The 26,552-nt window shown below is 71.5% G+C and carries 24 protein-coding genes and 1 pseudogene; 6 read left to right on the top strand and 19 right to left on the bottom strand.

Annotated features, from left to right (window positions below):
• Positions 1–184: 184 nt before the first annotated feature.
• The 3 genes from ACFQUZ_RS12955 to ACFQUZ_RS12945 form a co-directional block, all read right to left on the bottom strand.
• A complete protein-coding gene (locus ACFQUZ_RS12955; protein WP_377441583.1) occupies positions 185–574 on the bottom strand; it encodes a hypothetical protein in 390 nt (129 codons plus the stop codon).
• A gap of 214 nt (positions 575–788) precedes the next feature.
• Complete coding sequence (locus tag ACFQUZ_RS12950; RefSeq protein WP_377441619.1) at positions 789–1,010, bottom strand: DUF397 domain-containing protein; 222 nt, start codon at positions 1,008–1,010, stop codon at positions 789–791.
• Positions 986–1,861, bottom strand: a complete 876-nt coding sequence (locus ACFQUZ_RS12945) for a helix-turn-helix domain-containing protein (protein WP_377441581.1) — start codon at positions 1,859–1,861, stop codon at positions 986–988. The genes ACFQUZ_RS12950 and ACFQUZ_RS12945 overlap by 25 nt, the downstream gene beginning before the upstream one ends.
• 631 nt (positions 1,862–2,492) lie before the next feature.
• Between ACFQUZ_RS12945 and ACFQUZ_RS12940 the strand changes: the two genes are divergently transcribed.
• Positions 2,493–2,777: a hypothetical protein gene (locus ACFQUZ_RS12940; RefSeq protein WP_377441617.1), complete on the top strand. Its 285-nt coding sequence runs from the start codon at positions 2,493–2,495 to the stop codon at positions 2,775–2,777.
• A gap of 189 nt (positions 2,778–2,966) precedes the next feature.
• On the opposite strand, the gene ACFQUZ_RS12935 is transcribed toward ACFQUZ_RS12940, so the two are convergent.
• Complete coding sequence (locus tag ACFQUZ_RS12935; protein WP_377441579.1) at positions 2,967–3,779, bottom strand: PASTA domain-containing protein; 813 nt, start codon at positions 3,777–3,779, stop codon at positions 2,967–2,969.
• A gap of 172 nt (positions 3,780–3,951) precedes the next feature.
• Between ACFQUZ_RS12935 and ACFQUZ_RS12930 the strand changes: the two genes are divergently transcribed.
• Positions 3,952–5,322 (top strand): hypothetical protein, encoded by a 1,371-nt coding sequence (locus ACFQUZ_RS12930; protein WP_377441577.1) that lies wholly within the window; start codon positions 3,952–3,954, stop codon positions 5,320–5,322.
• Between the two features lie 29 nt (positions 5,323–5,351).
• Here ACFQUZ_RS12930 and ACFQUZ_RS12925 read toward each other — a convergent pair.
• Positions 5,352–5,846: pseudogene (locus ACFQUZ_RS12925) on the bottom strand (CGNR zinc finger domain-containing protein); the annotation flags it as partial.
• Positions 5,847–5,871: 25 nt separating this feature from the next.
• On the opposite strand from ACFQUZ_RS12925, the gene ACFQUZ_RS12920 reads away from it, so the two are divergent.
• Positions 5,872–6,057 carry a hypothetical protein gene (locus tag ACFQUZ_RS12920; RefSeq protein WP_377441575.1) on the top strand — a complete coding sequence of 62 codons (186 nt, stop codon included), beginning with the start codon at positions 5,872–5,874 and terminating at the stop codon, positions 6,055–6,057.
• A gap of 115 nt (positions 6,058–6,172) precedes the next feature.
• On the opposite strand, the gene ACFQUZ_RS12915 is transcribed toward ACFQUZ_RS12920, so the two are convergent.
• Positions 6,173–7,651, bottom strand: coding sequence for a glutamate-cysteine ligase family protein (locus ACFQUZ_RS12915; protein WP_377441573.1), 1,479 nt, complete (start codon positions 7,649–7,651; stop codon positions 6,173–6,175).
• Positions 7,652–7,829: 178 nt separating this feature from the next.
• Positions 7,830–8,411 carry a YceI family protein gene (locus ACFQUZ_RS12910; RefSeq protein WP_377441571.1) on the bottom strand — a complete coding sequence of 194 codons (582 nt, stop codon included), beginning with the start codon at positions 8,409–8,411 and terminating at the stop codon, positions 7,830–7,832.
• Positions 8,412–8,508: 97 nt separating this feature from the next.
• On the opposite strand from ACFQUZ_RS12910, the gene ACFQUZ_RS12905 reads away from it, so the two are divergent.
• Positions 8,509–9,006: a MarR family winged helix-turn-helix transcriptional regulator gene (locus tag ACFQUZ_RS12905; RefSeq protein ID WP_377441569.1), complete on the top strand. Its 498-nt coding sequence runs from the start codon at positions 8,509–8,511 to the stop codon at positions 9,004–9,006.
• A 341-nt stretch (positions 9,007–9,347) separates the two neighbouring features.
• Here the strand turns inward: ACFQUZ_RS12905 and ACFQUZ_RS12900 are convergent, their stop codons facing one another.
• The 4 genes from ACFQUZ_RS12900 to ACFQUZ_RS12885 all read right to left on the bottom strand — a co-directional run bounded on the left by ACFQUZ_RS12900 (position 9,348) and on the right by ACFQUZ_RS12885 (position 15,757).
• Positions 9,348–12,092, bottom strand: a complete 2,745-nt coding sequence (locus tag ACFQUZ_RS12900) for an ATP-binding protein (protein ID WP_377441567.1) — start codon at positions 12,090–12,092, stop codon at positions 9,348–9,350.
• Between the two features lie 194 nt (positions 12,093–12,286).
• Positions 12,287–13,441 carry an acyl-CoA dehydrogenase family protein gene (locus tag ACFQUZ_RS12895; protein ID WP_377441565.1) on the bottom strand — a complete coding sequence of 385 codons (1,155 nt, stop codon included), beginning with the start codon at positions 13,439–13,441 and terminating at the stop codon, positions 12,287–12,289.
• 105 nt (positions 13,442–13,546) lie between these two features.
• The gene (locus tag ACFQUZ_RS12890; RefSeq protein WP_377441563.1) at positions 13,547–15,079 is read right to left on the bottom strand and encodes an acyl-CoA carboxylase subunit beta; all 1,533 of its coding nucleotides are present in this window, start codon (positions 15,077–15,079) and stop codon (positions 13,547–13,549) included.
• Positions 15,080–15,118: 39 nt separating this feature from the next.
• Positions 15,119–15,757, bottom strand: coding sequence for a TetR/AcrR family transcriptional regulator (locus tag ACFQUZ_RS12885; RefSeq protein ID WP_377441561.1), 639 nt, complete (start codon positions 15,755–15,757; stop codon positions 15,119–15,121).
• Positions 15,758–15,792: 35 nt separating this feature from the next.
• On the opposite strand from ACFQUZ_RS12885, the gene ACFQUZ_RS12880 reads away from it, so the two are divergent.
• Positions 15,793–16,131, top strand: coding sequence for a rhodanese-like domain-containing protein (locus ACFQUZ_RS12880; protein ID WP_377441559.1), 339 nt, complete (start codon positions 15,793–15,795; stop codon positions 16,129–16,131).
• 122 nt (positions 16,132–16,253) lie between these two features.
• On the opposite strand, the gene ACFQUZ_RS12875 is transcribed toward ACFQUZ_RS12880, so the two are convergent.
• From ACFQUZ_RS12875 to ACFQUZ_RS12865, 3 genes are all read right to left on the bottom strand, one after another.
• Positions 16,254–17,174 carry a hydroxymethylglutaryl-CoA lyase gene (locus tag ACFQUZ_RS12875; RefSeq protein WP_377441557.1) on the bottom strand — a complete coding sequence of 307 codons (921 nt, stop codon included), beginning with the start codon at positions 17,172–17,174 and terminating at the stop codon, positions 16,254–16,256.
• Positions 17,175–17,335: 161 nt separating this feature from the next.
• Entirely contained in the window at positions 17,336–18,673 is a 1,338-nt protein-coding gene (locus ACFQUZ_RS12870; RefSeq protein WP_377441555.1) for an acetyl/propionyl/methylcrotonyl-CoA carboxylase subunit alpha, read from the bottom strand.
• Positions 18,674–18,737: 64 nt separating this feature from the next.
• Entirely contained in the window at positions 18,738–19,352 is a 615-nt protein-coding gene (locus ACFQUZ_RS12865; RefSeq protein ID WP_377441553.1) for a TetR/AcrR family transcriptional regulator, read from the bottom strand.
• A 104-nt stretch (positions 19,353–19,456) separates the two neighbouring features.
• Between ACFQUZ_RS12865 and ACFQUZ_RS12860 the strand changes: the two genes are divergently transcribed.
• The gene (locus ACFQUZ_RS12860) at positions 19,457–19,969 is read left to right on the top strand and encodes a hypothetical protein (RefSeq protein WP_377441551.1); all 513 of its coding nucleotides are present in this window, start codon (positions 19,457–19,459) and stop codon (positions 19,967–19,969) included.
• 22 nt (positions 19,970–19,991) lie between these two features.
• Here ACFQUZ_RS12860 and ACFQUZ_RS12855 read toward each other — a convergent pair whose 3' ends face one another.
• The 5 genes from ACFQUZ_RS12855 to ACFQUZ_RS12835 all read right to left on the bottom strand — a co-directional run bounded on the left by ACFQUZ_RS12855 (position 19,992) and on the right by ACFQUZ_RS12835 (position 26,521).
• Positions 19,992–21,566 carry an esterase/lipase family protein gene (locus tag ACFQUZ_RS12855; protein WP_377441615.1) on the bottom strand — a complete coding sequence of 525 codons (1,575 nt, stop codon included), beginning with the start codon at positions 21,564–21,566 and terminating at the stop codon, positions 19,992–19,994.
• Between the two features lie 89 nt (positions 21,567–21,655).
• Entirely contained in the window at positions 21,656–23,299 is a 1,644-nt protein-coding gene (locus ACFQUZ_RS12850; protein ID WP_377441549.1) for a serine aminopeptidase domain-containing protein, read from the bottom strand.
• Between the two features lie 77 nt (positions 23,300–23,376).
• Entirely contained in the window at positions 23,377–24,285 is a 909-nt protein-coding gene (locus ACFQUZ_RS12845; RefSeq protein ID WP_377441547.1) for a sulfurtransferase, read from the bottom strand.
• Between the two features lie 23 nt (positions 24,286–24,308).
• Positions 24,309–25,613, bottom strand: coding sequence for an aminotransferase class V-fold PLP-dependent enzyme (locus ACFQUZ_RS12840; RefSeq protein ID WP_377441545.1), 1,305 nt, complete (start codon positions 25,611–25,613; stop codon positions 24,309–24,311).
• The gene (locus ACFQUZ_RS12835) at positions 25,604–26,521 is read right to left on the bottom strand and encodes an AraC family transcriptional regulator (protein ID WP_377441543.1); all 918 of its coding nucleotides are present in this window, start codon (positions 26,519–26,521) and stop codon (positions 25,604–25,606) included. Before ACFQUZ_RS12835 ends, ACFQUZ_RS12840 begins: the two co-directional genes overlap by 10 nt.
• Between the last annotated feature and the right edge of the window lie 31 nt (positions 26,522–26,552).

The raw sequence follows: 26,552 nt of genomic DNA, 5'->3' as shown, positions 1-26,552 counted from the left end.
CCCTGAACGCCTTCCAGATCGCCTTCGAAGGCCGGCTCACCCCGGCCAACAACTGACCACCTCAACAACCAAGATCAGCCGTTAACTTGACAGACCCTACCCAACCTCTCTGGACAGAACACCTAGATCGACGCGAATGGGTGGGTGGGGGGTGGGTGGCGGGGTGGGTGGGTGGTTTGGCGCGTCAGCGGGTGCGGCCGGCGCCCTGCGCGTAGATGAGGTCCAGGATGGCCCGGGTGGCCTCGAACCAGCGGTCGAGCCACTCCGGCGACGGGCCGCGGCCCTTGGGCGGCAGCTCCATCAGCAGGCCGCGCAAGAGCGGGTGCTCGACCATCGGTTCGACGGCGGTGGTGGACCAGTCGGCCGGCTCGAACACCGGCTCGGTCAGTCCGCCCAGCGACGGCAGGCTCGGCGAATCCGCCGGCTCCAGCGGGGCGCTCCCAGCGTCACGTGTACTGTCCGCCGGCAGCGGGGCCTCGGCAAGTACCGCGTCCCGGCGGGCGCCCCGGTACTTGCCGCCGAAGCGCTCGGACTTGCCCGTACCGTTGCCCAGATTCTCCGACTCGATGCTCATCCGTATCGCCTGCCCTCGCTCGGTGCTCGAACCCGCGGGCGGGTTGGTCGGCCTCCGCCGTGCCGCCTGGTACAACGACCCGGCGAGCGGGCGGCGACGCGGTGCCGTGCCGGGGCTGGCCGAGACGGGACGGCCTCCGGCGCCTGAGGCTGCCGGAGGCCGCACGCTCCAGGTCGCGAAGCGACCGTTCGTCCGTCTGTCGGGGGGAGATGGTTCAGTCCAGGTCGAACTCGCCGTCCTTGGCGCCGCCGACGAAGGCGTCCCACTCGCCCGGGGTGAAGACGAGTGCCGGCCCGTCGGGGTTCTTCGAGTCGCGTACCGCGATCGCGCCACCGACGAAGGCCACCTCGACGCAGTTGTCACAGTTGGGCCCGCTACGCGTGCTCTTGTGCCAGACAGCGTTGTCGAGATCTACGCGGAAACCCTTGGCCTCCACTTCCACAATGGCTCCTCTGCCAACTTAGCTATCAGGGCTACGGATTCCTCCGGATGGATAGCCGCGGCCCGGATGTGATCGAAAATGAAGATGTACTTCTGTAGTTCGTCGTTCTTTTCCAGGAAGAGACCGCCCGTGGCGTTCTCGGCGTAGACCACGTCTGGATCGCCTGCCTCCGGGAAGTCGAGAATCGCGAACGTGCCGTCCATTCCGGCATGTGCCCCGACCTCGAACGGCAGGATCTGGAGCGTCACGTTGGGCAGCTCCGCCGCTTCGACCAGCCGCTCCAGCTGGGCCCGCATCACCGCGTCGCCGCCCACTGGTCGACTTACCACCGCTTCATCGAGCACCACCCATAGGTCGATCGGATCGTCCTGGGTCAGTAACGACTGACGACCCAACCGGACACGGACCCGTTGCTCGACCTCGTCGTCTGGGATGTCAGGCCGGGCGGCCCGGATCATCGCCTTGGCGTACTCCTCGGTCTGCAGGAGACCCGGCACCACCTGCTGTTCGTACGCCCGGATGGAGCCGGCCGCCGCCTCCAGCCCGACGTACGCGCCGGTGAGCACCGTGCTGTAGGGGTGCCACCAACCCTTCTGCCGCGCCTCCCGGGCGATCTGGACCAGCTCGTCACATTCCGCGCCCTCCACGCCGTAGATCGCCAGCATGTCGCGGACATCGCGGGGCGTGGCCGACGTGTGTCCGGTCTCGATCCGGGATACCTTCGACGCGGAACACTCCAGCTGTTCGGCGACCATCTCGATGGTGACTCCGGCGGATTCGCGTCGGCGTCGCAACTCGGCCCCGAGGCGGCGGCGGCGGATGGTCGGGCTCCGGCGCTCCGTCACCGGTTCACCTCCGGTCGATCGCGCATCAGGGGGTGCCCGTCGAGGGCGCGATGTCGTTCGACGGGACGGTCACGGCGATGCGGAGTAGGCACTCAGCCGACCGCGGCGGCGGAACCGGTTCCAGTCTGCCGCCACGCGGCGCGCCAGTTCAAGCGCTCGACCGCCCCGACAGGCAGGGAAATGCAGATATTGACATGCAACTTGCATTGATCATGTCCTTCGTGCACCCTGTGCGTATGGGCCAGATCACTCAGCGTCGCGGCCGAGCGCAAGCCGGCGCCGCGTACCGGTTCGCCGCCGCCACCCGGGTGACCGCGGCCATGAGCGTGACCCGTGGACCCGCCGCTGCGGCGGGATCCCGCAGTCCCGCTCCGGGGTGAGGTCCCCGCCGCTGGACGCCACGCCGCTGTGGCGGCGGGAGCGGTTCCCGGAGCCCGGAGGTGTCGGCCGGACCGGAACGGACATCCGGTCCGGCCACCGGACCGGCCGGCACCCTGGCTCCACAGTCGACGGCACATCGCCCGAGTTCACCCAGCCGCCCGCCGGGGCCACCGTTCGGCCCGACATCATCCCCACATTGACCACCTCTCGCCGGTTCCACCTCCGGTGCGACTCGGACCAGGAGTTTGATGTGCTTCCCCGCTCTGGCGACGTGCTGAAGGTGACCCGCGAGGCGAGCGTCCAGTTCACCGTGCCGATCTTCTTCCGGGTCATCCGGGTGCACGACTGGCCGACCTACGACGGCTGGGTCTGGCTCGACGGCTATGAACTCAACACCGCGGGCGACGCGGTGGACCGTCGCTCGATCTTCGTCCAGGTGGCTGGCCTGCGCCAGCACCGACCGCCGGTGCCCGTGACCCAACGCCGCCCACCCACGACGACCCGTCGGGTGCCGGCTGGTCGGGTCCGGGTCTGACCCACAGGTCCGGGTCCATCCGGACGACGCACGCACCGCAGGCTGGGTACGCGCCACTGGGACGGCGCACGTGCCCATGGGTGGGATACGTGCCCATGGGTGGGATATACGCCGCTCGGACGACGCATGTGCCGCCGGATGGGATACGCGCCGCCCGCCGGATCAGGGCACGCGCCGCCGGTGTCGCGCTCAGCCGGTCGGCGACGGCGTGCCGGTGACCGGCGGAGAGACCTCCGTAGCCGAGGGCGTGGTGGGCGCCTGCGAGATCACCAGGGTGATCACTGTCCCTTCCGGTACCTGGGCGCCGGCTTCCGGGTCGGTGGCGAGGACGACGCCCGGCGGCCGGTCCGACTCGCGGAACTCCAGCCGGTACGCGAGCCCGAGTTGGTCCAGCACGGTCCGCGCCGCGTCCTGCGGCAGCCCGACGATCGGCGGCACCGCGATGGCCGGAGCGGCCGTCGTGGCGGCCGATGTCGGCGCGGCACTGGTCGGCTCAGCCGATGCCGTGGTCGGCGCGGTGGTGGCCGGTGGGGTCGGCGTACCTCCCCCCTCACCGGTGGACCGGGCGATCAGCCAGAGCCCGATAGCGATCCCGCCGAACAGGATCAGGGCGAGGATTCCCAGCAGGATCGGCATCCACCAGGGACGGGACGGCTCGCGGACATCTTCCCAGTCCGGTGGCGCCGGCTCGCGGACCCGCCCTGCCGACGGCGGAGGGACCCCGGCGCGACCAGACCAGACCGGTGGGGTGCCGGCGGTGGTCCGGTCGTCCGGACCGGTCGCCGGATGCCGTCGGGTGGCGTCCGGCGGCATCGGCCGGGTCGCGTCGGACGGCGGCATCGGCCGGGTCGCGTCGGACGCCATCGGGCGGGTGCCGTCGGACGGGGGCATCGCTTGGGTGGCGTCCGGCTGTGGAGCGGCTCCCGGCTCACCCTCCGGCGGGATCGGCCGAGTCTCGTCGCCCTCGCCGCCGCTACGCGGCCGCTCACCCTGATCGGGCATCGCACGTCCTCTCCGCCGGTGGGTCGTCACCCCACACGGTCCAACTTAGCCGCCCGTCGATCCGGTGTGGGCCCGCAAGCCCCGGTCGGACCGGGACGGGCCTGGGGAGGTGGCCACGGATCCGGTCCGGTGCGGCTCGCCGGGTGGGCGACCGACCGCTACGCTGCCCGGCATGGCCGTACGAGGCTGGGGAGGAGCGGTCGCGACCGCCATCGGTGTGGCAGCCGGTGCGGGCGCGGCTCAGCTTGGTCTGGGCTACGGCCTGGGCGTCATCGCGTGGATACCGTCGACCGACGCGACCGGTGAGGCCGCCTGGGTGGCCGGCCTGGCCTGGGCCACCTGGATCGCGGCGACCGCCACTGTCGCCGGGGCGGTCTGCGCCGCCCGGCTGGCCCGGCCGGGTCCAGACGGCGCCACCGCTGATCCCTCCGCCGGTCCGGCGCTGGCCAGCGGTCTGTGGCGGATAACTCTCGCCCTGGCCAGCGCGGTCGGGGCGGTGCTCACCGTCGCCTTGGTGGCGGTGCCGGCCCGCGCCGCGACCAGGGCCGACACCTTCTCCCCGCAGACGATCGCCGCCGGCTACGCCGTGCTCGGCGTCCTGCTGGGGCTGTTGGCCGCGATCTGGGCGCTCAGCTCGCCCGCGGTGGCCAACAACATCGTCGCAACCGTCGCCTGGCTGTGGCTGATCGCCGTCGTCGCCGTCATCCACGCGGTGATCTCCGGTCGCGGGATCGGGGGCGCCCAGCTCGGCGTCTGGCAGATCACCTCGGACGGCGACCGGTACTGGTTCCGCAACTACTTCTACTGGCCGGGAGCGGCGCTGTCGCTCGGTTCTGCGCTTGTCATCGGCGCGCTCACGGCGCGTTCGGCGGCCCGACGGTCGGCCCACCGGGTCGGCACCACGATCTCCGGGGGAGCCGGCCCGCTGCTGGTCGCCGTCGCCTACTTCCTGGCGGCTCCCCGGCTGGTGGGGATCCGGGCCGAACAGGTGTCGGCCCACCTGGCGGCACCGTACGCCGTCATCGCCGGGGTGGCCGGTTCGGTGCTGGTCGCCGCGCTGGCCCAGCGGGCCGACCGGCGACCCGTCAGGGTCGACCCCGCTGGTACGCCGGTAGCTGCCGACTCACCCTCCTCCGCTCCGGCACCGGTCGCGGAACCGGCTCTGCCGTCTCGGGCCGGGTCCGGTGACTCGGGAGCCGCTCCGGGCAAGGACGAGCCGGCAGGGTTTCCGAGGCAGCGGGTCCCCGAGGACGAGCCGGCAGGGTTTCCGAGGCAGCGGGTCCCCGAGGACGAGCCGGCAGGGTTTCCGAGGCAGCGGGTCCCCGAGGACGAGCCGGCGCGGATCCCGACCCACGGTCGGCGCGACGACGAGCAACCCGCCGACCGGACTCAGTCCGTGCCGGCGTCCCAGGTCGACGGACCGGTGGACACGGATACCGCCGCTTCCGGCGCCCCCCGGTCCGACGACGGTGCCGGCGGTGGGCGGTCCGGCGCCGCTTCCGACGCCAGCCGGTCCGACGACGGTGCCGGCGCAACCCGCTGAGCGTGCCGGCTGACCGTCGCCCGGTGCCGGCGTACCGCATCCCGATTGGCGCAGCCCGGCGAGCAGTAACGCTGGCGACCACCCCGGGATACGTCGGCGTAGATGGTCGGGCACCCGTCGACGGCGCACCGTCCCAGCCGGCTCATTCCCCGACCGGCGAGGTGCAGGGCCGTCCCCACGGCGATGATGGCCCGTAGCACCGTGCCGAAGGTCGCCGTGTCGTCGCGGTAGTGCAGGTGCCAGCCGGTGCCGGAGTGGTTGGACAGCCGCGGGTACGCCGACGACTCGGCCAGCAGGCGGTTCAGCAGGTCCGCCCGGCCTTCCGGAGTGGGGGTGTCGACGATGTCGCACCACTGGTCGAGCAGTTGTTCGGCCGCGGTGAGATCCCGTTCGTCGACCGGCATGTCGGCGACGAGCCCGGCGGCCACGCAGCGGTGAACCAACTCGTCCAGCGAACTCGGCCGAGCGTTCGCCAGGTCGACGGCGAGGATGACAGCGTCAGCACCGTAAGGGTTGAGATGCATAATGCCATTACACCAAGCTCTGGTCATGGCTATCAACGATCATTCCTGGCGGACACGTTCCCGGCATCACAGCGTCGACGGCACGGTGCGATACCAGTCGTGTCACTGCGGCGCATGGCGGGTGGTCCTCGTGCCCGACGAGGAACGGATCCTCGCCGACGCCATCGGTTCGGTCCGGGCCGAGCCGGGATCCGGAGGCCCGGTCGGTTGAGTTGCGATCACGCCGCTTCCTGCCGCCGCTGGACCGAGGTCGCCGGCATCGTGGGCGTGGTCCGGCCGTTGCCCCGAACGTCCTCGGGCCACCAGCCGCGCTCCTACGCGCGACGTCAGTCCACCGGCCAGGTGTGCACCGGCTCGTTGGTCCGCTGCAACTCGCCGTACCGGCGCAGCATGTGGTGCAGGGCGGCGGACCGGTCCATCCGTCGACCACGCTCGGCGGCCCACACCGTCTCCGTCTGCCAGACCGCACCGTTGCGGCCGGTCCGGCACCGCTCGTCAATGATGCCGAGCAGCCGGTCCCGGTGGGTGGCGGCGACGCCGAACCGGTCCAACCCGGTCGCGGCCTTGGGCAGCAGCACATCCCGGACGAGGTCGGTGACCCGGATCTCGCCGAGTCGGGGCCAGTAGACGCTGGCCTCGATCCCCCGCCGGGCGGCGGCATGGAAGTTCTCCTCGGCCGTGGCGAAGGTGAGCTGGCTCCACACCGGGCGGTCCGCCTCGGCCAGTTCCCGGGACAGCCCGAAATAGAAGGCGGCGTTCGCCAGCATGTCGATGACCGTCGGGCCGGCCGGAAGCACCCGGTTCTCGACCCGCAGGTGCGGTCGACCGTTCATGATGTCGTACACCGGCCGGTTCCACCGGTACACGGTCCCGTTGTGCAGGCGCAGCTCGGCGAGCTGCGGCACTCCGCCGGTGTGCAGCACCTCGACCGGGTCCTCGTCGTCGCAGATCGGCAACAACGGCGGGAAGTACCGGACGTTCTCCTCGAACAGGTCGAAGATCGACGTGATCCAGCGTTCCCCGAACCAGACGCGCGGTCGCACCCCCTGTGCCTTCAGCTCGTCCGGACGGGTGTCGGTGGCCTGCTCGAAGAGGGCGATCCGGGTCTCCGCCCAGAGTTGGCGGCCGTACAGGAACGGCGAGTTGGCCCCGAGCGCCACCTGCACCCCGGCGATCGCCTGCGAGGCGTTCCAGATATCGGCGAAGCTGTCCGGTGCCACCTGGAGGTGGAACTGTAGGCTGGTGCAGGCCGCCTCCGGGGCGATCGAGTCGGTGTGCGTCTCCAGCCGTTCCACGCCACGGATGTCCAGCTCGATGTCCTCGCCCCGGGCCGCGACGATCTGGTCGTTGAGCACGCGGTACCGCTCGTTCGTGGAGAGGTTGTCCGCCACCAGGTGCCCCTCCGTCAGGGTGGGCAGGATGCCGATCATGATCAGGGCCGCGTCGGATTTGCCCGCGCGATCGTCGGCCCGCCCCAGACTGGTCCGCAGGTCCGTCTCGTAGTCGGCGAAACCGGTGCCCTCGATCAGGCGCGGGGAGGCGTTGAGTTCGAGGTTGAACTGACCGAGTTCGGTCTGGAAGTTGGGATCCGCGAGGTCCGCCAGGATCTCGGCGTTGCGCATCGCCGGCTCGGCGTTCTTGTCCATCAGGTTGAGTTCGATCTCCAGGCCGGTCATCGGCCGGTCCGCGTCGAACCCGAAGTCGTCGAGCATCAGGGCGAAGACGTCGAGGCAGCGACGGACCTTCTGCCGGTAGCGGACCCGGTCCTCTCGGGAGAAGAAGCCTTGCGGGACATCGCGGCCCATGTGCCCTCCCGGGGGTGCGCGGGGGTGTGTGTCGTCGGGTGACCGGGCGACAGCGCCGGGTACACCTTGGCACATCCGGAACCGCCCGTGCACGACCCTTACCCAGTCGTACGCCCCGGTGACCGTGGGACGGGTCACCGGGGCGTACCAGATGGTGTGGTTCCCGGACAGGTCAGGCTCAGCCCTCGCGGATCGCCTCGCCCTCGATCTCGATCTTCACCTTCCGGCCGACGAGAACACCGCCAGTCTCCAACGCCACGTTCCAGGTCAGGCCGAAGTCCTCGCGGTCGATCTCGGTGCTGGCGGAGAAGCCGAAGATGTCCTGGCCGAACGGGCTCCGACCGACGCCCTCGAACTCCACGTCGAGCTCGACGGGGTGCGTGACGCCACGGATGGTCAGGTCACCGGCGAGAGTGAACTCGTTGCCCCGGACCGACGTGACGCGGGTGCTGCGGAACTCGAGGGTGGGGTACTTCTCCACGTCGAGGAAGTCGCCGCTGCGCAGGTGCGTGTCCCGGTCCGCCTGCCCGGTGCCGATGGTCGCGGCCTGGATGGTCGCCCGCACCGCGGAATCGGTCGGGTCCTCGGCGACGGTGATCGTGGCGGTCACCTCGGCGAACTGGCCGCGGACCTTGCTGACCATCATGTGCCGGGCGACGAAGCCGACGCGGGCGTGCGCGGGGTCGAGCGTGTAGGTGCCGGGGGCCGGGATGGTCAAACCCTGCCACTCGCGGGTGACGGCGCCGGTGCTGCTGGTCATGGGAGCATCCTCCGAAATAGTTGAGTACGTCAACGAGTGACGTAGCAACTATAACCGTTGCAATATTCCTCGTGTCAAGTACTGCTAAGATGAGAACGTGACCGAGAACCTCTCCGACGACCCGCGGATCACGGCACTGGGCCTGTTCCTGGAGGCACATGCCGGGCTGACCGCACGGTTGGCCACTCAAGCGACGGAACACGGCCTGTCGATGGTCGAGTTCGAGGTCCTGATGCGGCTGGCCCGGTCACCCGGGGAAGGGCTGCGGATGAGCCACCTGGCGGCGCAGACGTCCCTCTCCACCAGCGGGGTGACCCGCGTCGTCGACCGCATGGAACGGGACGGACTGGTCTTCCGCCGGGCCTGCCCCTCCGACCGACGCAGTTGGTTCGCTGTGGTCACCGAGGCCGGGAAGCGACGCCTGAACGAGACCCTTCCGGGTCACCTGGCCCTCATCGAGCAGTGGTTCACCGGCCAGTTGACACCCACCGAGCTGGAACAGTTGCTCGCCGGCCTGCGCAAGCTCCGGGACGCCGTGCACCCGGAGGCGACGGCCGGCAGCACCCTCGCACCCGAGGATCAGCCGCAGTCCTAGTGCGGCTCGGTCGGCAGACCCGCTCAGGCTTTGACCTCCGTTCCGCCGCCGCGCGCAGGGCACTACCGGCAGAAAGACCGGCAGAAATCACGCGCCGACTACGGCGGCTCTCGGCGAACCCGACAAAACGCTTGCACCGGATGGCTAATGTGCTGAAGCGGGGGGCTCCGGGAGTGGAGCGGATGGAGACGAGCGAGGGGCTTGTCGGGGGCAGATCCGTCCGCACCACCCCGGGGCGCAAGGTGCTCCGGGATCACCCGGCACCGCTGGTCTGGCCGGTGTCGGCCCTGTCAGGGGGTGGGCCGACACCGGTCAGCGTCTCAAGGGGCGGCCGACACCGGTCAGCGTCCGGCGACCCCGTCGTGACGATCGGGCCCGGCACGACCGCTCTCGTCGATCAGCGCCAGCTCACCGGGCAACAGGGTGATGCCGCCGTCCCGGGACACCTCGTCGAGACGGCGCCGAGCCTCCTTGCGAGCCACCGGATCGTCGAGGCTGGCGACCAGCCCCACCAGGGACTCCACCACGTCCCGCACGTCACGTCCGGCGACGCACGACCGTTCGGCCGCGGCGAACCACTCGGCGGCGCGTTCCCGATCACCCCGGCGCAGCGCCAGATGCCCCTCCAGCAGGCTCAGGATGCCCTCCTGCGGCCCTCCAGCGGCACGGGTACCGACCGCCGGCACGGAATCCGGGACGGCCGCCGGCACGGCCGTCCACATCTCGGTGAGCAGCGACTCCGCCTCGGCCAGGTGACCTCCCTGAGCCAGGGCGAGCCCGACGGTGCCGAGCACCCGCCACCGGTGGCCCGGGTCCCCCAGTTCGGCGAGCGCCCCCACCACCCGCCGACCCTGCCGGACCGCGTCCGCGTACCGCCCGTCGAGCCGGGCCACCTCGGCCAGATTGGCGCGGGCCAGCACCCGTAGCCGCTCCTCGCCGCACTGGGCGGCCAACCGGTCCACCGCGGCCAGCCGCCGCCGGGCCGCCGCCAACTCCCCCACCCGGATGTCGTGCCAGGTCAGATTGTTCTGGGCGACGACCATGTCCCGGATCCGGCCCGCCCGACCGGCCAGCGCGAGAGCCGCCTCCCCGTGCCGGCGGGCCTCGTCGTGGCCACCCACCGCGGTGTAGAGGCCACAGAGGACGTTGCGCGCCGCGAGTTCGCCGGCGACGTCGCCGGCCTGCTGGAACTGCCACAATGCCTGCTGGACCGTGGTCAGCTCCGTCGGTCCCTCCCCGTGCTCCTGGGCCAGCTGAGCGATCCCGACCTGCGCCCAGGCCCGCAGCACCGGGTTGGCGTCGTTGGTCCGTGGGTCGTCGAGCAACCGGCGCAACCATTGCCGACCCGCCACGTCCCGGCCCCGGAACCGCCACCATCGCGGCAGCTGGACGGCGAGTTGAAGCGCGGTGTGCGGATCGTCCGTGGCCGCGTACGCGAGGGCCGCCCACAGGTCACCGGAGACGGAGTCCAGCAGGCCGACGGCCCGGGACTGGTTGGCGCCGGTCAGGTCGGCGGAGATCCGGGTCGCCATCCGGGCGAGGACCGTGGCGTACTGCCGTCTGATGGTCGTCAGCTCACCATCGGCGGCCGACTGCTCGACAGCGAAGTCCCGCACCACGTCCAGCAGCCGGAACCGGAACGGTCCGGTGCCCAGCGTGCTGAGCAGCCCCAGCCCCAGCAACCGGTCCAGCAACGGCACCGGGTCGGCGGCAAGTTCCGCCAACGCGGTGGCGTCGTCGGCTTCGGCGCCCGTGCCCGAACCGGAGCCGCCGTCGACCTGGGCGACACCTCCATCGCTATCAGCCAGCACCGCACCGCGCCGTGCCGCGCCCGCGCCACCGGTGGTCGCACCGGGCTCGAACATGGCCTCCGCCAACTCCACCGACCAGCGGTTGCGAAAGACGGCGAGGCGGCGAAGCGCGGCCCGCTCGTACGGTTCGAGCAGCCGATAGCTGGCCGCCACCGCGTCCCGCAGTGTTCCCGCGACCGCCTGGCGTCTGGTCGGCGGGCCGGACAGGTCGAGCACCCGGTCGCCGTACCGGTGCAGCAGTTCGGTGAGGTCGAGCACCCGCCCCCGGGCGGCGGCCAGTTCCAGCGCCAGCGGCAGCCCGCCCAGGCGGCGGACGAGCTTGACCAGGGCCGGCAGCTCCGCGGGGTCCGGCGGCTCGCGCCGCACCTGGCTCAGCCGGGCGAGGAACAGCTCCGCCGCCGGGTACGACGCGATGGCCGCGAGGTCGACCGGCACCTCGGCCGGCGGCACCTCCAGCGGCGTGACCGGCCACACCCGCTCGCCGAGCAGGCCGATCGGGTGCCGACCGGTGGCCAACACGCGCACGTTGGGGGCACGTCGGGCCAGCCAGTGCACGAGTTCGGCGACCGCGTCCGGATCTCGTTCGATGGCGTCGATGAGCAGCAGCGTCGGGGCACCGACGAGGCGGGCCGGCAGATCCTGCGGTCGGGCCACCCCGAACACCGCCGCGACCGTGGCCAGGATGTCCTTGTCCACCGGCCCCTCGGTGGCCCGCACGCCGGCCACCCCGCCGGAGTGCCGATGGGCCACCCGGTCGGCGACCGCGAGAGCGAGCCCGGTCTTCCCGACTCCGGCGAGTCCGACAAGTGTGACCACCGGCGGCGCCGACCCCTCGGGGCCGATCAGCATCGCGCTCAGTTCGGCGACATCCTGCGTACGACCGATCAGGGGTGGCGGTGGTGGCAGCGACAGGCTCGGCGCGGTGAGCGTCACCGGCCCGGCGGTCTGTTCTCCAGCCGGTGCGGGGGTCGGACCGGCTGCCTGCGCGGTCGCCGGGCCGCCGCCCTGAGCCGCCTGGTCGACCGCCGCGGTGCGCGCGGCGGCCAGGAATCCCATCCGCTCGGCACCGGTCAGCCCCAGCGCGGTGGCGATCAACTCGATTGTGGTCCGTTGTGGTCGGGTGGACCGCCCGCGCTCAAGGTCACGGACCGTACGCACCCCGACGCCGGCCCGCTGGGCGAGTTCCGACTGGGTCAGCCCGGCGGCTCGACGCCGCTGACGCAGCAGACCGTCGAGGGTCATGTCCTCCCGGCCCCGCCCATGATCCGCAGTCATGGGCAGGAAGGGTACGCAGCGGCACCGACGTCGGGCAGGGATCCGTCGCGCTGCCGACCATGGGCAGCCGGATACCCGACACAGGCCGGAATCGATCGGGGAATGCCGATACGGGCGGAACGATGTCGATTACCGAGCGTGCTCAATGACCGCAGGTCCGCCCGTCCCCGGGGGCGCCAGGCGGGACCCCTTCCTCACAACCCGAGATCGCGAGCGATGATCATCCGCTGGACCTCCGAGGTGCCCTCGCCGATCTCCAGGATCTTGGAGTCGCGCCAGAACCGGGCCACCGGATACTCGTTCATGAAGCCGTACCCGCCGTGGATCTGGGTCGCCTCCCGGGCGTTGTCCACCGCGATCGTGCTGGCGTGCAGCTTGGCGATCGCCGCCTGGCGCTTGAAGTCCGCGCCGGCAAGCATCCGGGCCGCCGCGTCGTAGTAGGCCAGCCGCGCGATGTGCGCCTGCGCCTCCATGTCCGCGATCTTGAACTGGATCGCCTGGTAGTTGCCGATCGGCTGGCCGAAGGCTTGGCGCTCCTTGGCGTACTTGATCGACTCGTCGACGCAGCCCTGCGCCAGCCCGACGGCGAGCGCCGCGATCGCGATCCGCCCCTCGTCGAGGATGCGCAGGAACTGGGCGAAGCCCCGGCCGCGCTGGCCGAGCAGGTTCTCCGCCGGCACCCGGCAGTCGTCGAAGGTCAGCTCGTGCGTGTCGGAGGCGTTCCAGCCCACCTTCGAGTACGCCGGCGCGACCGTGAAGCCGGGGGTGCCGGAGGGCACGATGATTGTGGAGAGTTCCTTGCTGCCGTCCGGGTTGGTCCCGGTGACCGCGGTGACGGTGACCAGCACGGTGATGTCGGTGCCCGAGTTCGTGATGAACGCCTTCGAGCCGTTGATCACCCACTCGTTCGTCGAGGAGTCCAGCACCGCCCGGGTCGTCGTGCCACCCGCGTCCGACCCGAAGCCCGGCTCGGTGAGCCCGAAGCCGGCCAGCGCCTCACCGTTTGTGAGCTTGGGCAGCCACTGCGCCTTCTGCTGGTCGGAGCCGAACCGGTAGATCGGCATCGCGCCGAGCGAGACCGCCGCCTCCAGGGTGATGGCGACGCTGGAGTCCACCCGGGCCAGTTCCTCCAGGGCGAGGCAGAGCGCGAAGTAGTCGCCGCCCATCCCGCCGTGCTCCTCGGGGAACGGCAGCCCGAACAGGCCCATCTTGCCCATCTGCCGGATCACGTCGTACGGGAACGTGTGCCGTTCGTAGTGCTCGGCGATGACCGGCGCGACAACCTCGCGGGCGAACTCCCGCACACTGGCCCGCAGCGCCTCCTGCTCCTCGGTGAGCCGGAAGTCCATGTTTCCTCCTCAGGCGATGCCGGTCGGGTGAGCTTGTGGCGCCCGCCGGGGTTGGCTGGTCCGGGGGACCGGTCGGTCGGTCCCGGACCCGTGGTGCGGACCCCGTCAGACGGGGGTGACGCCGTGTCGACGCCGGGAGAACTGCCGGTCCTTGCCGCGGGCGGCGGCGAACCGACGGATGAGTTCGACCCGCAGCTCGTGCGGTTCGACGATCGTGTCGACCACCAGCTCGCTGGCCAGCCGGACGATGTCGATGTCCCGCTCGTATTCGGCGCGCCTGGCCGCGACGAACGCGGCCCGTTCCTGCTCGTCGGCGATCGCGGCGATCTTGTTGGCGTACACCGCGTTGACCGCCGCCTCCGCGCCCATCACCGCGATCTTGGCGGTGGGCAGCGCGATCGTGGCGTCCGGCTCGAAGCCGGGCCCGGCCATCGCGTACAGGCCGGCGCCGTACGCCTTACGCACCACGACGCAGATCTTCGGTACGGTCGCCTCGGAGATGGCACTGATCATCTTCGCCCCGTGCCGGATGATGCCCTGCTTCTCCACCGCCGTGCCGACCATGAAACCGGGCACGTCGGAAAGGAACAGCAGCGGGATGTTGAACGCGTCGCAGAGCTGGACGAACCGGGTCGCCTTGTCCGCCGAGTCGACGAACAGCACGCCGCCCTTGAACATCGAGTTGTTGCCGACCACGCCGACCGCCTCGCCGTCCAGCCGGCCGAAGCCGATGGTCAGCTCCTTGGCCCACAACGCCTGGATCTCGAAGAAACTGCCCTCGTCGAGCAGGCCCTTGGCGTACCGGCGCATGTCGAACGCCTGCCGCTCGCTGGCCGGCACCAGCGCCGCGAGGTCGATGCTGGTCGGGGCGGCGGCGGCCGGCGCGGCCGGCGGCGGCTGGGTCCAGTTGGCCGGCAGGTAGGAGAGGTAACGGCGGACGACGTCCAGCGCGTCCTGCTCGGTCTTGCAGAGGAAGTGACCAACACCGGACTCGGCGCAGTGCACCCGGGCGCCGCCCATGGCCTCCAGCGTGGTCTTCTCGCCGGTGACCATCTCGACCATCCGGTCCGAGCCGAGGTACATGCTGGCGTTGCCGTCCACCATGGCGACCACGTCGCAGAACGCCGGGATGTACGCGCCACCGGCGGCGCTCGGCCCGAACAGCGCGCAGACCTGCGGGATCGACCCGGAGGCGCGGACCTGGTTCCAGAAGATCTTGCCGGCGCCCCGCCGGCCCGGGAACAGGTCGACCTGGTCGGTGATCCGCGCGCCGGCCGAGTCGACGAGGTAGACCATGGGCAGGCCGGCGGCGTAGGCCCGCTCGATGATCCGGATGATCTTCTCGACGGTACGGGCGCCCCAGCTGCCCGCCTTGACCGTGCTGTCGTTGGCCATCAGGCACACCTGCCGGCCGTCGATGCTGGCCTGGCCGGTGACCACACCGTCGGCGGGCAACCCCTCGGCGAGCGCGTTCGCGTAGGTCCCGTCCTCGACGAACGAGCCCTCGTCAACCAGCAGCGCGATCCGTTCCCGGGCGAACAGCTTGCCCTTGGCGGCGTTGGCGGCGTGGTATTTTTCGGCACCGCCGGCCCGCACCCGCTTGCGTAGTTGCTCCAACGCCTCGCCGTCGAGCGTCACGCCGACTCCCTACCCATCCGACCGTCACCTGAACGATCGTTAGGTTAGCGCATCGGCCAGCGCCAGCGCAGCCCGGCGCACCCGGTCCGGCCCCACCTCGCCGAGCACGCCATGCACGTGCTCGGCGGCCAGCACGGCGAGCATGGTGTGCGCGTCCGCCTCCGGGTCCGGACGGCCGGCCAGCAACAGCGCCAGATGCCGGTGCCAGAAGCGGTACGCGCCGATCCGGTAGCGGGCACCCGGCGCGGCCGTCTCCGACATCCTGACCAGGTCGAGATGGTCGAGTAGATAGTCCAGATAGGCCGACACGAAGGCCCGCACGCGTTCAACGGGCGCCGGCGCGCCCTCCCGACCACCCGGCCCGAGCGGCGGCGGGCCGAACAGAATCGCCTCCTGGAGCGCCCGCTCCCGCTCGTCCAGCAGCGCGACGGCGAGCCCGGCCTTGTCACCGAAACGGCGGAACAGGGTCCCCTTGCCGACGCCGGCCGCGGCGGCCACCGCGTCCATCGACAGCCCGTCCACCCCGCGCTCCCGGAACAGCGCCGCCGCGGCCGCGAGCACCGCGACTCGGTTGCGCGCCGCGTCGGCCCGCTCCTTCGGCGGTGCGGTACGCCACGTCAGCAGTTCCTCGGTCGGTCTGGCATAACCGGACTGCGGTCCGCTAATCTCGGGAGGCATAACCGGACTCTAGTCCCCTTAACTCGGAGGTTGTCATGACCGCAATCATCAGTCGCGAAGAACTGCGCGCCCTCATCGCGACCGACCAGGTCACCGTCGTCGACACGCTCGGCGGCGACTACTACGCCCAGCAGCACCTCCCTGGAGCGATCCCGCTGGTGGAGGCCGAGGTGAAGGACCGGGCGGCCACCCTGCTGCCCGATCGGGACGCCCCGATCGTCACCTACTGCACCGGTCCGACCTGCCCCAACAGCGGCCGGGTGGCGGACCGGTTGACCACCCTCGGCTACACCAACGTGCGCAAGTACGCCGACGGCATCGAGGACTGGGTGGCGGCCAGCCTGCCCGTGGAGAGCTCCGCCACGGCTCACTGAACCCGTGCCGTCCGTTGATCAAGAGCTGTGCGTCAGATTCGGCGCTCCCGATGACGCACAGCTCTTGATCAACGAGGATTCCGGCTTGCCTCGCCGGCAGCGGCGTCAGCCGGGTACGCCGATCAGGCCGGCAGCGGCGTCAGCCGGGTACGCGGGCCCGCCCGCAGCACGCCCGACGGCAACTCCCGCCCCACGATCCGCTCGGCCAGCGCCGCGGCCTCCACCAGCGCCGACAGGTCCACGCCGGTGTCGATCCCCATGTCGTGCAGCATGTGCACCACCTCCTCGGTGGCCACGTTGCCGCTGGCCCCCGGGGCGTACGGGCAGCCACCCAACCCGCCCACGCTCGCGTCGAACTCGGTTACCCCGAGTTCGAGCGCGGTCAACAGGTTCGCCAGCGCGGTGCCCCGGGTGTTGTGGAAGTGCAGCAGCACCGGGACGTGCGCGTTCCGGTCGCGTACCTCGGTCAGCAACTCCCGGACCCGGCGCGGCGTCCCCATGCCGGTGGTGTCCCCGAAGGCCACCCGGTCGGCGCCGTCCCGGACCACCCGGTCGACGATGCCGGCCACCCGCTTCGGGTCCACGTCACCCTCGTACGGGCAGCCGAAGCTCGTGGCGACGATCACCTCGACGGTGGCTCCCGCGCCGTGCAGCAGGTCGATCAGCTCGGCGATGTCGTCAAGCGACTCGTCGGTCGACCGGTTGACGTTGCGCCGGTTGTGCGTGTCGCTCGCCGACACCACCACCTCGATCTCGGTGAACCCCGCCGCCAGCGCCCGCTGCGCGCCCCGGGTGTTGGGCACCAGCGCCGAGTAGCGCACGTCGGTGGCCTTCGCGGCTCGCCGCCACACCTCGTCCGCGTCGGCCATCTGCGGGATCGCCCTCGGGTGGACGAACGAGACCGCCTCGATCCGGCGTACCCCAGTGGCCGACAGCGCGTCCAGCAGCCGCACCTTGTCGTCGGTCGGCACGGGATCCTCGTTCTGCAGCCCGTCGCGCGGACCGACCTCGCGTATTGACACGAAGTCCGGCAGTTGCCTCATGCGGTCACCTCACTGTGCCCAGTTCCCGGCTCAACATCTCCAGCATCGCACCCCGTCAGCCCCTCCTGCCCTTTCGGGGTTGATCAAGAGGTTTGCGTCAGATTCGGCGCGGAACGTGACGCGAAGCTCTTGATCAACGCGAAAAGAAGGGGGGTGGTGGGTCAGCGCATGCGGGGGACTATGCCGGTGTCGTAGTCGCCGGTGACGAACTCGGGGTTCTCCAGGAGTTCGGCGAAGAAGGGGAGGTTGCACTTGGGGCCGGCCACCTGGAACTGCGCCACCGCCACTCGGGCCCGGTCGATCGCCTCCGCGCGGTCCGTGCCGAACACGATCAACTTCGCCATCAGCGAGTCGTAGAACGGCGTCACCGTGGTGCCCTCGGCGTACCCGGAATCGACCCGGACCCCGTCTCCCGCCGGCTCCACCCACGTGCTGATCGCGCCCGGACCGGGCAGGAACCGCTTCGGATCCTCGGCGTTGATCCGCAGCTCGATGGCGTGTCCGCGCGGCGCCAGCGCGGCCGGGTCGAACGTCGGCGCCAGGCCGGCGGCCACCCGGAGCTGCTCCTCGACCAGGTCCACGCCATACACCAGCTCGGTCACCGGGTGCTCCACCTGGAGCCGGGTGTTCATCTCCAGGAAGAAGAACTCGCCGGTGGTCGGATCGAGCAGGCATTCCACGGTGCCGGCGTTGCGGTAGCCGACCGCCTCGCCCGCCCGCACCGCCGCGGCCAGGAACCGCTCCCGCAGTTCCGGGGAGACCGCCGGGGACGGCGACTCCTCCACCAGCTTCTGGTTGCGCCGCTGCACCGAGCACTCCCGCTCGCCGAGGGCCACCACCCGGCCGTCGGCCAGGCCCAGGATCTGCACCTCCACATGGCGTACCCGGGGGAAGAAGCGCTCGATCAGCACCGAGCCGTCGCCGAACATCCGCTCGGCGAAGGCGCGCACCTTCTCGTACTCGGTGCGCAGCGCGCCCTCGTCGGCGGCCACCGCCATGCCCATCCCACCGCCGCCGGCGGCGGCCTTGACCATCACCGGGTAACCGATGTCCCCGGCAGCCGACACGGCCGCGTCGACGTCGGCAGCCGGGTCCGTGGTCCCGGGCGCGACCGGCACCCCGGCCGCCGCCATCAGGTTCCGGGCATTGATCTTGTCGCCCATCGCGTCGATCGCGTCGGCGCCGGGCCCGACCCAGATCAGGCCACGGGCCTCGACGGTACGGGCGAATTCCGCGTTCTCCGACAGGAAGCCGTAGCCGGGGTGGATCGCCTGGACGCCGGTGGCCTTGGCGGCGTCGAGAATGGCCTCGACGTTCCGGTAGCTCTGCGCCGGGTTCGCGGGGCCGACGCACACCGCCTCGTCGGCCTCGACGACGAACGGCAGGCCCGCGTCCGCCTCCGAGTAGACGGCCACGGTCCGGACACCGAGCCGCCTCGCGGTACGGATGATCCGGCGGGCGATCTCGCCCCGGTTCGCGACGAGCAGCGACTCGATCATTGTGTACTTCCTCCCCGGTCCAGCGGTCCTGCCGGCTGCTAGGACACCATGCCGGACTCCCGGGTCAGGAATCCGGGTCCCCCGTCAGGGCGGAGAGAGTCGCGTCACGCAGCAGGCGGGCCCGCCGCTGCCGATCCACCTCGCCCCCGAGGAACGGGGTGGAGTTCATCAGACCGAAGGCCGCGTGCGCCAGTACCCGTGCCTCGGTGGCCGGCAACCCGGGCCGGACCGAGGTGAGCACACCCACCCATTCCTCGACGTACAGGCGCTGCAATCGGCGGATCTGCCGGCGCGGCTCCTCGGGCAGCCGATCCAACTCGTGCAGATGCAACGCGATAACGGCCGGATTGGCCAGCGCGAACTCGACGTGAAAGTCGATCAACGACTCCAGCGCGGAGCGCGCGTCCCGGGGATGCGCCGCGACCCGCTGCCGGCCGCCGGCGAGCAGCCCGTCGCTTACCGGTACGAGCGCCGCGACCAGCATCGCCTCCTTGCCGGCGAAGTGGTGGTAGAGCGCCGGCCCGGTGACCCCGGCAGCCGACCCGATGTCATCCATCGATACCCCGTGGTAGCCACGGGAGGCGAAGAGGTCCACCGCGATAGCGAGGATCTCGTCCCGCCGGGAGCGCCGTCGCGGCGCCGTCCCGGCCACGTTGTCCACATGTTGACCCACCGTCACCCGGCAAGGGTAGCGAGCGGTGGATCCACTGCTTTCCATCGGAGGGGGCCCTTCCGGCGCTTAGCCTGGTGACGCGGGCACCACGACCAACGGCGGGGGCTGATGTGAGCGCGCGAAGTGAGCCTGACCTGGGCGGCAGCGGTTCGGGAGGTGGCGACGGGCTAGGCGGCACCGGTGCCGGGTGCGGCGGCGGTCCGGATGGTCCGGGGCCGGGTGGACTCGGGCCGGGCGGCGTCGGTCCGCCGGTCGGGTGGCGACGCCGCCGCCGCTACACCGCCGGGCTGCTGCTCGGCCTGGCTGGCCTGATCGACATCCTGGCCGGGATCTCGGCCGTCCCGGACCGGTACGTCGACATCTCGGACGAGGGTCTTCACCACCTCGATCTCACCGGCTGGGGGTGGCTGCGGATCCTCGTCGGGGCGCTGGCCGTGGTGGTCGGGCTCGCGGTGGCCATCGACCGGCGGATCACCACGGCCCTGGCCGTCGGCGTGGCCGTGGCCGGCATCGTGGTGGGCGTGCTGCTCCTCCCGTACCACCCGCTGGGGGCTCCGCTGTCCGCCGGTCTGGCGGTCGCGGCCATCTGGTTGCTCCTCCGGCCCGGCCCCGCCGGACGCTGACGCCCGCAGCTCCGGCCTAGGCCTAGCCGCGGCACAGCCGGGCCGCGGTGAAGGCCGGGCCAGGTGACACCTGGTCCCGCCACACCGGGTTGAGCGTGACCGACAGGGTGGGCGCCTGCCAGGCCGCGCCGAGCCGCTGGAGCACCGGATACTCGGCCCGAGGCAGATTGAAGTCCTCGCCGGCGAGGAAGTCGACCAACTGGTCCCGGACCACCGGCCGGCCCAGGAAGCCGCCGTGGAACGACGGGACCTCCACCGTCGGGATCTGGGTGTACTGGCCGGGCGGCGCCTCGGCGGCGCTCACCGTCGGCAGGAAGGCGATCACCCGTACGCCGGGGATCGGGCACATCGTGTTGAAGCGGTAGTACGGCCCGTCGTCCAGCAGTGATCGCAGGAACGGCTCGTCCGGGGTGAGACCGGTGTTCCCGACGAGGTCGGTGACCGTGAAGATCCCGCGCAGCAACCAACCGGCGGCGAGTCCCCAGCCAGTGGACGCCTCCGGCGGCGGGTAGTAGGTCCGGCCGGTGCGCACCAGCGGGCTGATCATCATGAGCACCCTGACCGGCGACGCGGGGCGGTTCCGCAGGTAGGTCCGGGCCACCATCGCCCCCTCGCTCTCACCGACCAGCGCGATCGGCCGCCCGGTGCGCAGGTGTACCGCGTCGACCTGGGCCGCGAGGCGGGCCGCGCTGGCCTCCAACGACTGGTGGGTGGCCACCTGCCGGTACGGCAACGGCCGGCGGTCCGGACCGAGTCCGGCGTAGGAGAACCGTTCCACGGACGGATCGCCGGACGCGCGACCGTCGTACGCGGAGTCGTGGCCCGCCAGCACGATCACCGCGTAGGGGACCGTGGCGGGCAGCGGCTGGGTGAGGATCGGCGGGTTGTACGTGTGGCGCGCCTCATAGCCGGTCGAGATGAGCGCCTGGGCCCCGATCGGGATGGCCAGGGCGAGCACCACGACGATCGGCACCACCGGCAGCCGAGGCCACCGGACGTGTGCCGGCAGCGCCGCCGCGCGTACGGTCCGGTTCCACAACAGGCCGTTCGCCGCACCCACGATCGCGGCCACCGGCAGTGACCACCATTCGGGCGCCGTCCAGACCACGGCGCCGGCCACGGTGATCACCACGAAGTCGAGCAGTGACCAACCAACAAGTTCCGCCGGAGGCAGGCCGTGCCAGCCCTTCGCCGTCACCGCCAGCCGTTGCAGGAACGGCGCGAGCAGGAACATCGGGATGAGGGAGGCGAAGATGAACCAGGACAGCGAGACCACCGACGCGGCGACGGCCAGCGCGGCGAACGGCGCGATGATGACCGCGCTGAACGCCGTCACGCCGATGTTGCGCCGCAGCAGGCTGGCCGCCGACAGTGGAGACACCTCGGCCGGCCAGGCCAGTCCCATCAGGACCGCGGAGATCACACCGCGGAGCAGGATCGCGCCGACCAGCCCGAGCGTGAAGACCAACCACGAGTCGTGGTAGACGAGCAGCCAACGCAGATCGTGGTACGTGCCGTACGGGCGGACGGCCGAACTCTGCGGGCTCAGTCCCTGCCCGCCGAGCAGCCCGACCCGGACGAGCGCCACCGTTCCCATCACCGGTATCGCGGCGCAGAGCACGACGAGCCAGGCCAGCCGGGCGCGCGGCGATCGCACCTGCCCACCTCCCGCTCCCGGATCCTTGTTCACCGCGGCTGGCAGATCCGTCCGGTGCGGGCCGGGTCCGGCCCCTCGTTGTCCGCCCAGGCCGGATTCAACGAAAGGAACAACGGCGGGGCCTGCCACGCCGCGGAGAGTCGTTGTAGCACCGTGTACTCCCCGGTCGGTCGGTTGAGTTCCTCGCCGCCCAGGTAGCTGAAGATCCGATCCTGCACCACCGGCCGGCCGAGCAATCCGCCGTGGAACGCGGGTAGTTGGTACACCGGGATCCGGGCGTACTCCAGGGGCGGCGCCTCGGCGGCGGTGATCGTGGGAATGAAGGCGATCATCCGGACTCCCCACACCGGGCAGAGTGTCTCGTTGCGCCAGAACGGCGCCTCCTCCAGCAGCGACCGGACAAAACCGTCGTCGGGATCGTCCTTGACCTTGCTGACCTGGTTGCTGACGGCGAACAGTCCCCGGATCAGCCAACCGGCGGCCAACCCCCAGCCCGAGTCGGCCTCGGCAGGCGGATAGTAGGTGCGCCCGGCGCGCACCAGCGGGCTGAACAACATCACGGTGTCGACCGGCGAACCGGGATACATCCGCAGGTAGAGTCGGGCCACCATGGCGCCCTGGCTCTGCCCGATGAGCGCCACCGGTTTGCGGGTGCGCTCGTGCAGCTTCCGCACCTGCGCGTCGAGTAGGGCCGCGCTGCTCTCCAGCGAGCCGTGGGTGGCCTGCGCCGGATACGGGCGGGGCCGACCACGCTCGTCGATCCCGAGGTAGGAGAAGCGCTCCACGTCGGGGTCCACCGCCGGTGCGCCGTCGTATACGGAGTCGTATCCGGCCAGGGCGATCACCGCATGGTCGATGGAGTCGGGCAACGGTTGGTTGAGGACCGGCACCTCCCACTCGCCCTGGGTGCCGGTCTTGGCCCCGGTCGCCGCCCGGACCGCCAAAGGGGCGAGCAGGGTCAGCACGACCGCGACGGGGGCCACCGGCACCCGTCGCCACCGCGTCCGGCGGGGCAGCACGGCGGCACAGACGACGCGCTGCCAGAGCAGACCGTTCGCGGCCCCGGCGATGGCCGCGACCGGCACGTTCAGCCACGCCGGGACGCTCCAGATCGCCGCTCCGGCGGCCGTGATCAGGGCGAAGTTCAGCAGCGACCAGCCGACCATCTCGATCGACGGCAGCCCGCGCCACCACCCGGACACCGCGCCGGCCCGTTGCAGGAACGGGGCGAGCAGGAACAGCGGGATCAGCGAGGCGAACAGGTACCAGGACAGGGCCACCACCCCGGCCGCCAGGTTGAGCGCCGCCCACGGAGACAGGATGACACTCGCCACCGCGGCTAATACGAGGTTCCGCATGGCCAGGTCGCGAACCCCGGGCCGGGGGACCTCGCGGGGCCAGGCCAGGACCACGAACCCGGCACTTAGCAATCCCCGGCCGAGCACCATGACCACCCACTCCAGCCCGAAGGTCACCCAGCTGTCGTGGTAGACCAGCAGCCAGCGCAGGTCGTGGTAGACGTCGTACGGCCAGACCGCCGTCACCTGCGGTCCCTGGCCCTGGGCACTCCGGAAGCCGACGCCGGTGAGCACCGCCGACTCCACCGCCGCCGGGATCGCACCCAGCAGGAGCAGCCCCACGAGGCGGCGGTCGCCGCGCCACACCTGCCGCATTCCGGCAGGCTATCCACCTGCGGGCACGGCCCGACCCACTCCGCCGATCACCAGATACAGCTACTGACGCGGCTATATCATGAGGTTTTCGACAAACCGCCCGGCTGGTCGCCCTTCACGATAGGGGTGCGCACCAGGTTGCCCCACTCGGTCCATGATCCGTCGTAGTTCCGCACCTGCGGGTAGCCGAGCAGGTGGCGCAGCACGAACCAGGTGTGGCTGGACCGTTCCCCGATCCGGCAGTAGGCGATCACGTCGTCGGCGGGAGCCAGCCCGAGCTGGTCGGCGTAGATCGCCCGCAGCTCATCCGCGCTCTTGAAGGTGCCGTCGTCGTTGGCCGCCGACTTCCACGGCTTGCTCACCGCGCCCGGGATGTGCCCGCCGCGCAGCGCGCCCTCCTGTGGATAGTCCGGCATGTGCAGCATCTCGCCGGTGTACTCGCCCGGCGACCGGACGTCAACCAGCGGCCGGCCCGCCGCGACGTGGGCGAGCACCTGGTCGCGGAAGGCCCGGACCGGGGCGTCGTCGCGGCGTGGCACCGGATAGTCCGCCGGTGGGCGATCGGGCTTCTCCCGGGTCAGTTCCCGCCCCTCGGCCACCCACTTCTGCCGGCCACCGTCGAGCAGCCGGACGTCCGGATGACCGAACAGGGTGAACACCCACAGGGCGTACGCCGCCCACCAGTTGAAGTTGTCACCGTAGAAGACCACGGTGTCGTCGCGCCGGATGCCCTTGCGGGCGCACAGCTCCGCGAACCCGTCGGCGTCCAGATAGTCGCGGGTCACCTGGTCGTTCAGCTCCAGGTGCCAGTCCACCTTGACGGCACCGGGAATGTGGCCGGACTCGTAGAGCAGCACGTCCTCGTCGGATTCCACCACCACGAGGCCGTCAGCCCCCAGGTGGTCGGCCAACCACCCGGTGGTGACCAGGCGGCCCGGATCGGCGTACGACTGGAGATCAGGATTCGGATCGTTCGGCACTGGCATGATCCCAACGTACGCCGGGTCGCTCACAGCAGGCCACGAACCGCCCGCAGGGCCGCGTCGACGTCGTCCTCGTCGTTGGCGATGGTGGCGCCTAGCCGCAGATACGACGGGTTATACGGGGTCACGCTGGCCACCACGCCGGCGGCCCGGAGCCGGTCCACCGCGGCCTCGGCCGTCGCCCCGGACACCGCGCAGCAGACGACGCCCGCGGACAGTTCCGCCGATCGGGGCGTGACCAGGCGGACCCCCGGAATGCCGGCCAGCCCGTCCTTGAGCCGGCCGGCCAGTTCCCGGATCCGACCGGCCACCCGGTCCCGCCCGATGGCGGTGTGGAAGGCGAACGCGTCGGCGAGCGCCCACCGGTGCTCGAAGGCGTGGTAACCACCCGGCGTGTGCGCCGCTCCCGGCGGCACCCGCGGCGCCGCGTAGCCCAACCAGCGGCCGATGCTCCGGCCGTCGAACGTCGGGATCGTCGCCGCCACGTCCGGCCAGGCGTCCCGCGCTCCCCAGACCAGCCCGGTGCCGCGCGGCCCGAGCAGCCACTTGTGGCAGCCGGTCACCAGGAAGTCGCAGCCCAGCTCCGCCGGGCGGGTCGCCTCGGCGCCGAATCCGTGCACCGCGTCGACGCACACCCGTACCCCCGGGGCGCGGTCCCGGGCGGCGGCGGCGAGTTGCCGGATCGGCAGCTTGACCCCGGTGCCGGAATGCACCCAGGTGAGCGCGACCACCCGGGTACGCTCGCCCGCCGCGGCGGCCAGCCGGCCGGTCACCTCGTCCACCGAGGCGGTGGCGGGGTCGTCGTAGAGCCGGACCCGACGGACCGTTACGCCGTCCCGCTCGGCCCGCAGCCGCAACGCCTCGTGGGTGGCGTAGAAGTCGTGCTCGGTGGTGAGCACCTCGTCGCCCGGCCGCAGCCGCAGCCCGCCGTAGAGCAGGCCGAGGCCCATCGTCGTGGAGTCGGTGAACGCGACCTGGTCGGCGGCCGTGCCCAGGTGCTCGGCCGCCGCCCCGGCCACCGCCGCGTCCAGCCGTTCCTCGTTGGCCCGCAGGTAGCCGATCGGGTCGCGGTCCAGGCCGGCCCGATGCTCGGCGATCGCCCTGCGGACCGGTGCCGGATGCGGGGCGAAGACGTACGTCGCCAGGTGCGCCACGTCGCGGGCCAGGCCGAACTGGGCCCGGACGCTGCCCCAGTCGCCCGGGTCCCACCCGGCCGGCGGACCGGCCAGTTTCGGCAGGTCACCGTCACAGCCGGCGAGCCCGGCGGCGCCCGCCACGGCCGCTCCGGTCGCGGCCGCGCCGCCCAGCACCTGGCGTCGGGTCAGCGGCATGCCGCCATCGTCCCCGTCGAGCGGCCGCGGTACGCGCTGGGACTCACCCCGTGGAACCGTTTGAAGGCCGCGCTGAAGCCGAAGGCGTCCGCGTACCCGACCCGGCGGGCCACCGCCGCGACCGTCGTGGTGGATCCGGCCAGCAGGTCGGCGGCCAGGGTCATCCGCCACTCGGTCAGGTAGGTCAACGGGGGGTCGCCCACCAGCCGGGCGAACCGGCTCGCCACCGTGGTCCGCGACACCCCCGCCTCGCCGGCCAGTGCGGCAAGCGTCCAGGGTCGGTCCGGCGCGGCGTGCATGGCCCGCAGCACCGGGCCGATCACGTCGTCGCCCCAGGCGCGCAACCGCCCGGACGGCACGGCGCCTGGCTGGTCGAACCAGCTTCGCAGGGTGCAGACCACCAACCAGTCGACCAGCCGGTCCCGCACCACCTGCGGACCGCCCGGGCAGGCGGCCTGCGTGTCGAGGAAGTCGCGCACCGATTCGCAGCCGTCGCCGTCGGGGACCACAAGCACGGGGGGCAGTGCGTCGAGCAGCCGCCGGGCCGCCATTCCGCGGGTGTCGTACGTCCCGACCAGCAGCACGGTGTCGTCGACCGGCGCCTGTTCACCGGAGCCGGTCCACATCCGGTCGGCGGGTCGGGCCGGCACCTGTTCACCGGACCCGGCCGGCAGCGGACGGTCGGCCAACACGAAGGTTCCGCGCACGATGGCGGTCTCGCCGACGCGTACCGGGCGGGGGCTCTCGTCCTCCGGATGGGTCAACCACACCGTCCCGCGCAACGGCGCGTACAACGTCAGGATGGCCGCGTCGGCGGACCGCAACGTCCACGGCGGGGTCAGCTCCCGGCGGTCGAAGCCGACGGCGTCCGCGCGGAGGCCACGGAGCAGTTCGTCCAGCGGATCCATACCCATCACGATAACCAGCCGACGGCCGAGG

Origin of the sequence: Plantactinospora sp. GCM10030261, from assembly GCF_042666615.1 — a bacterium.
In the GTDB taxonomy this organism is placed as follows: domain Bacteria; phylum Actinomycetota; class Actinomycetes; order Mycobacteriales; family Micromonosporaceae; genus KBS50.
This window is presented reverse-complemented; position numbering and strand designations above follow the sequence as displayed.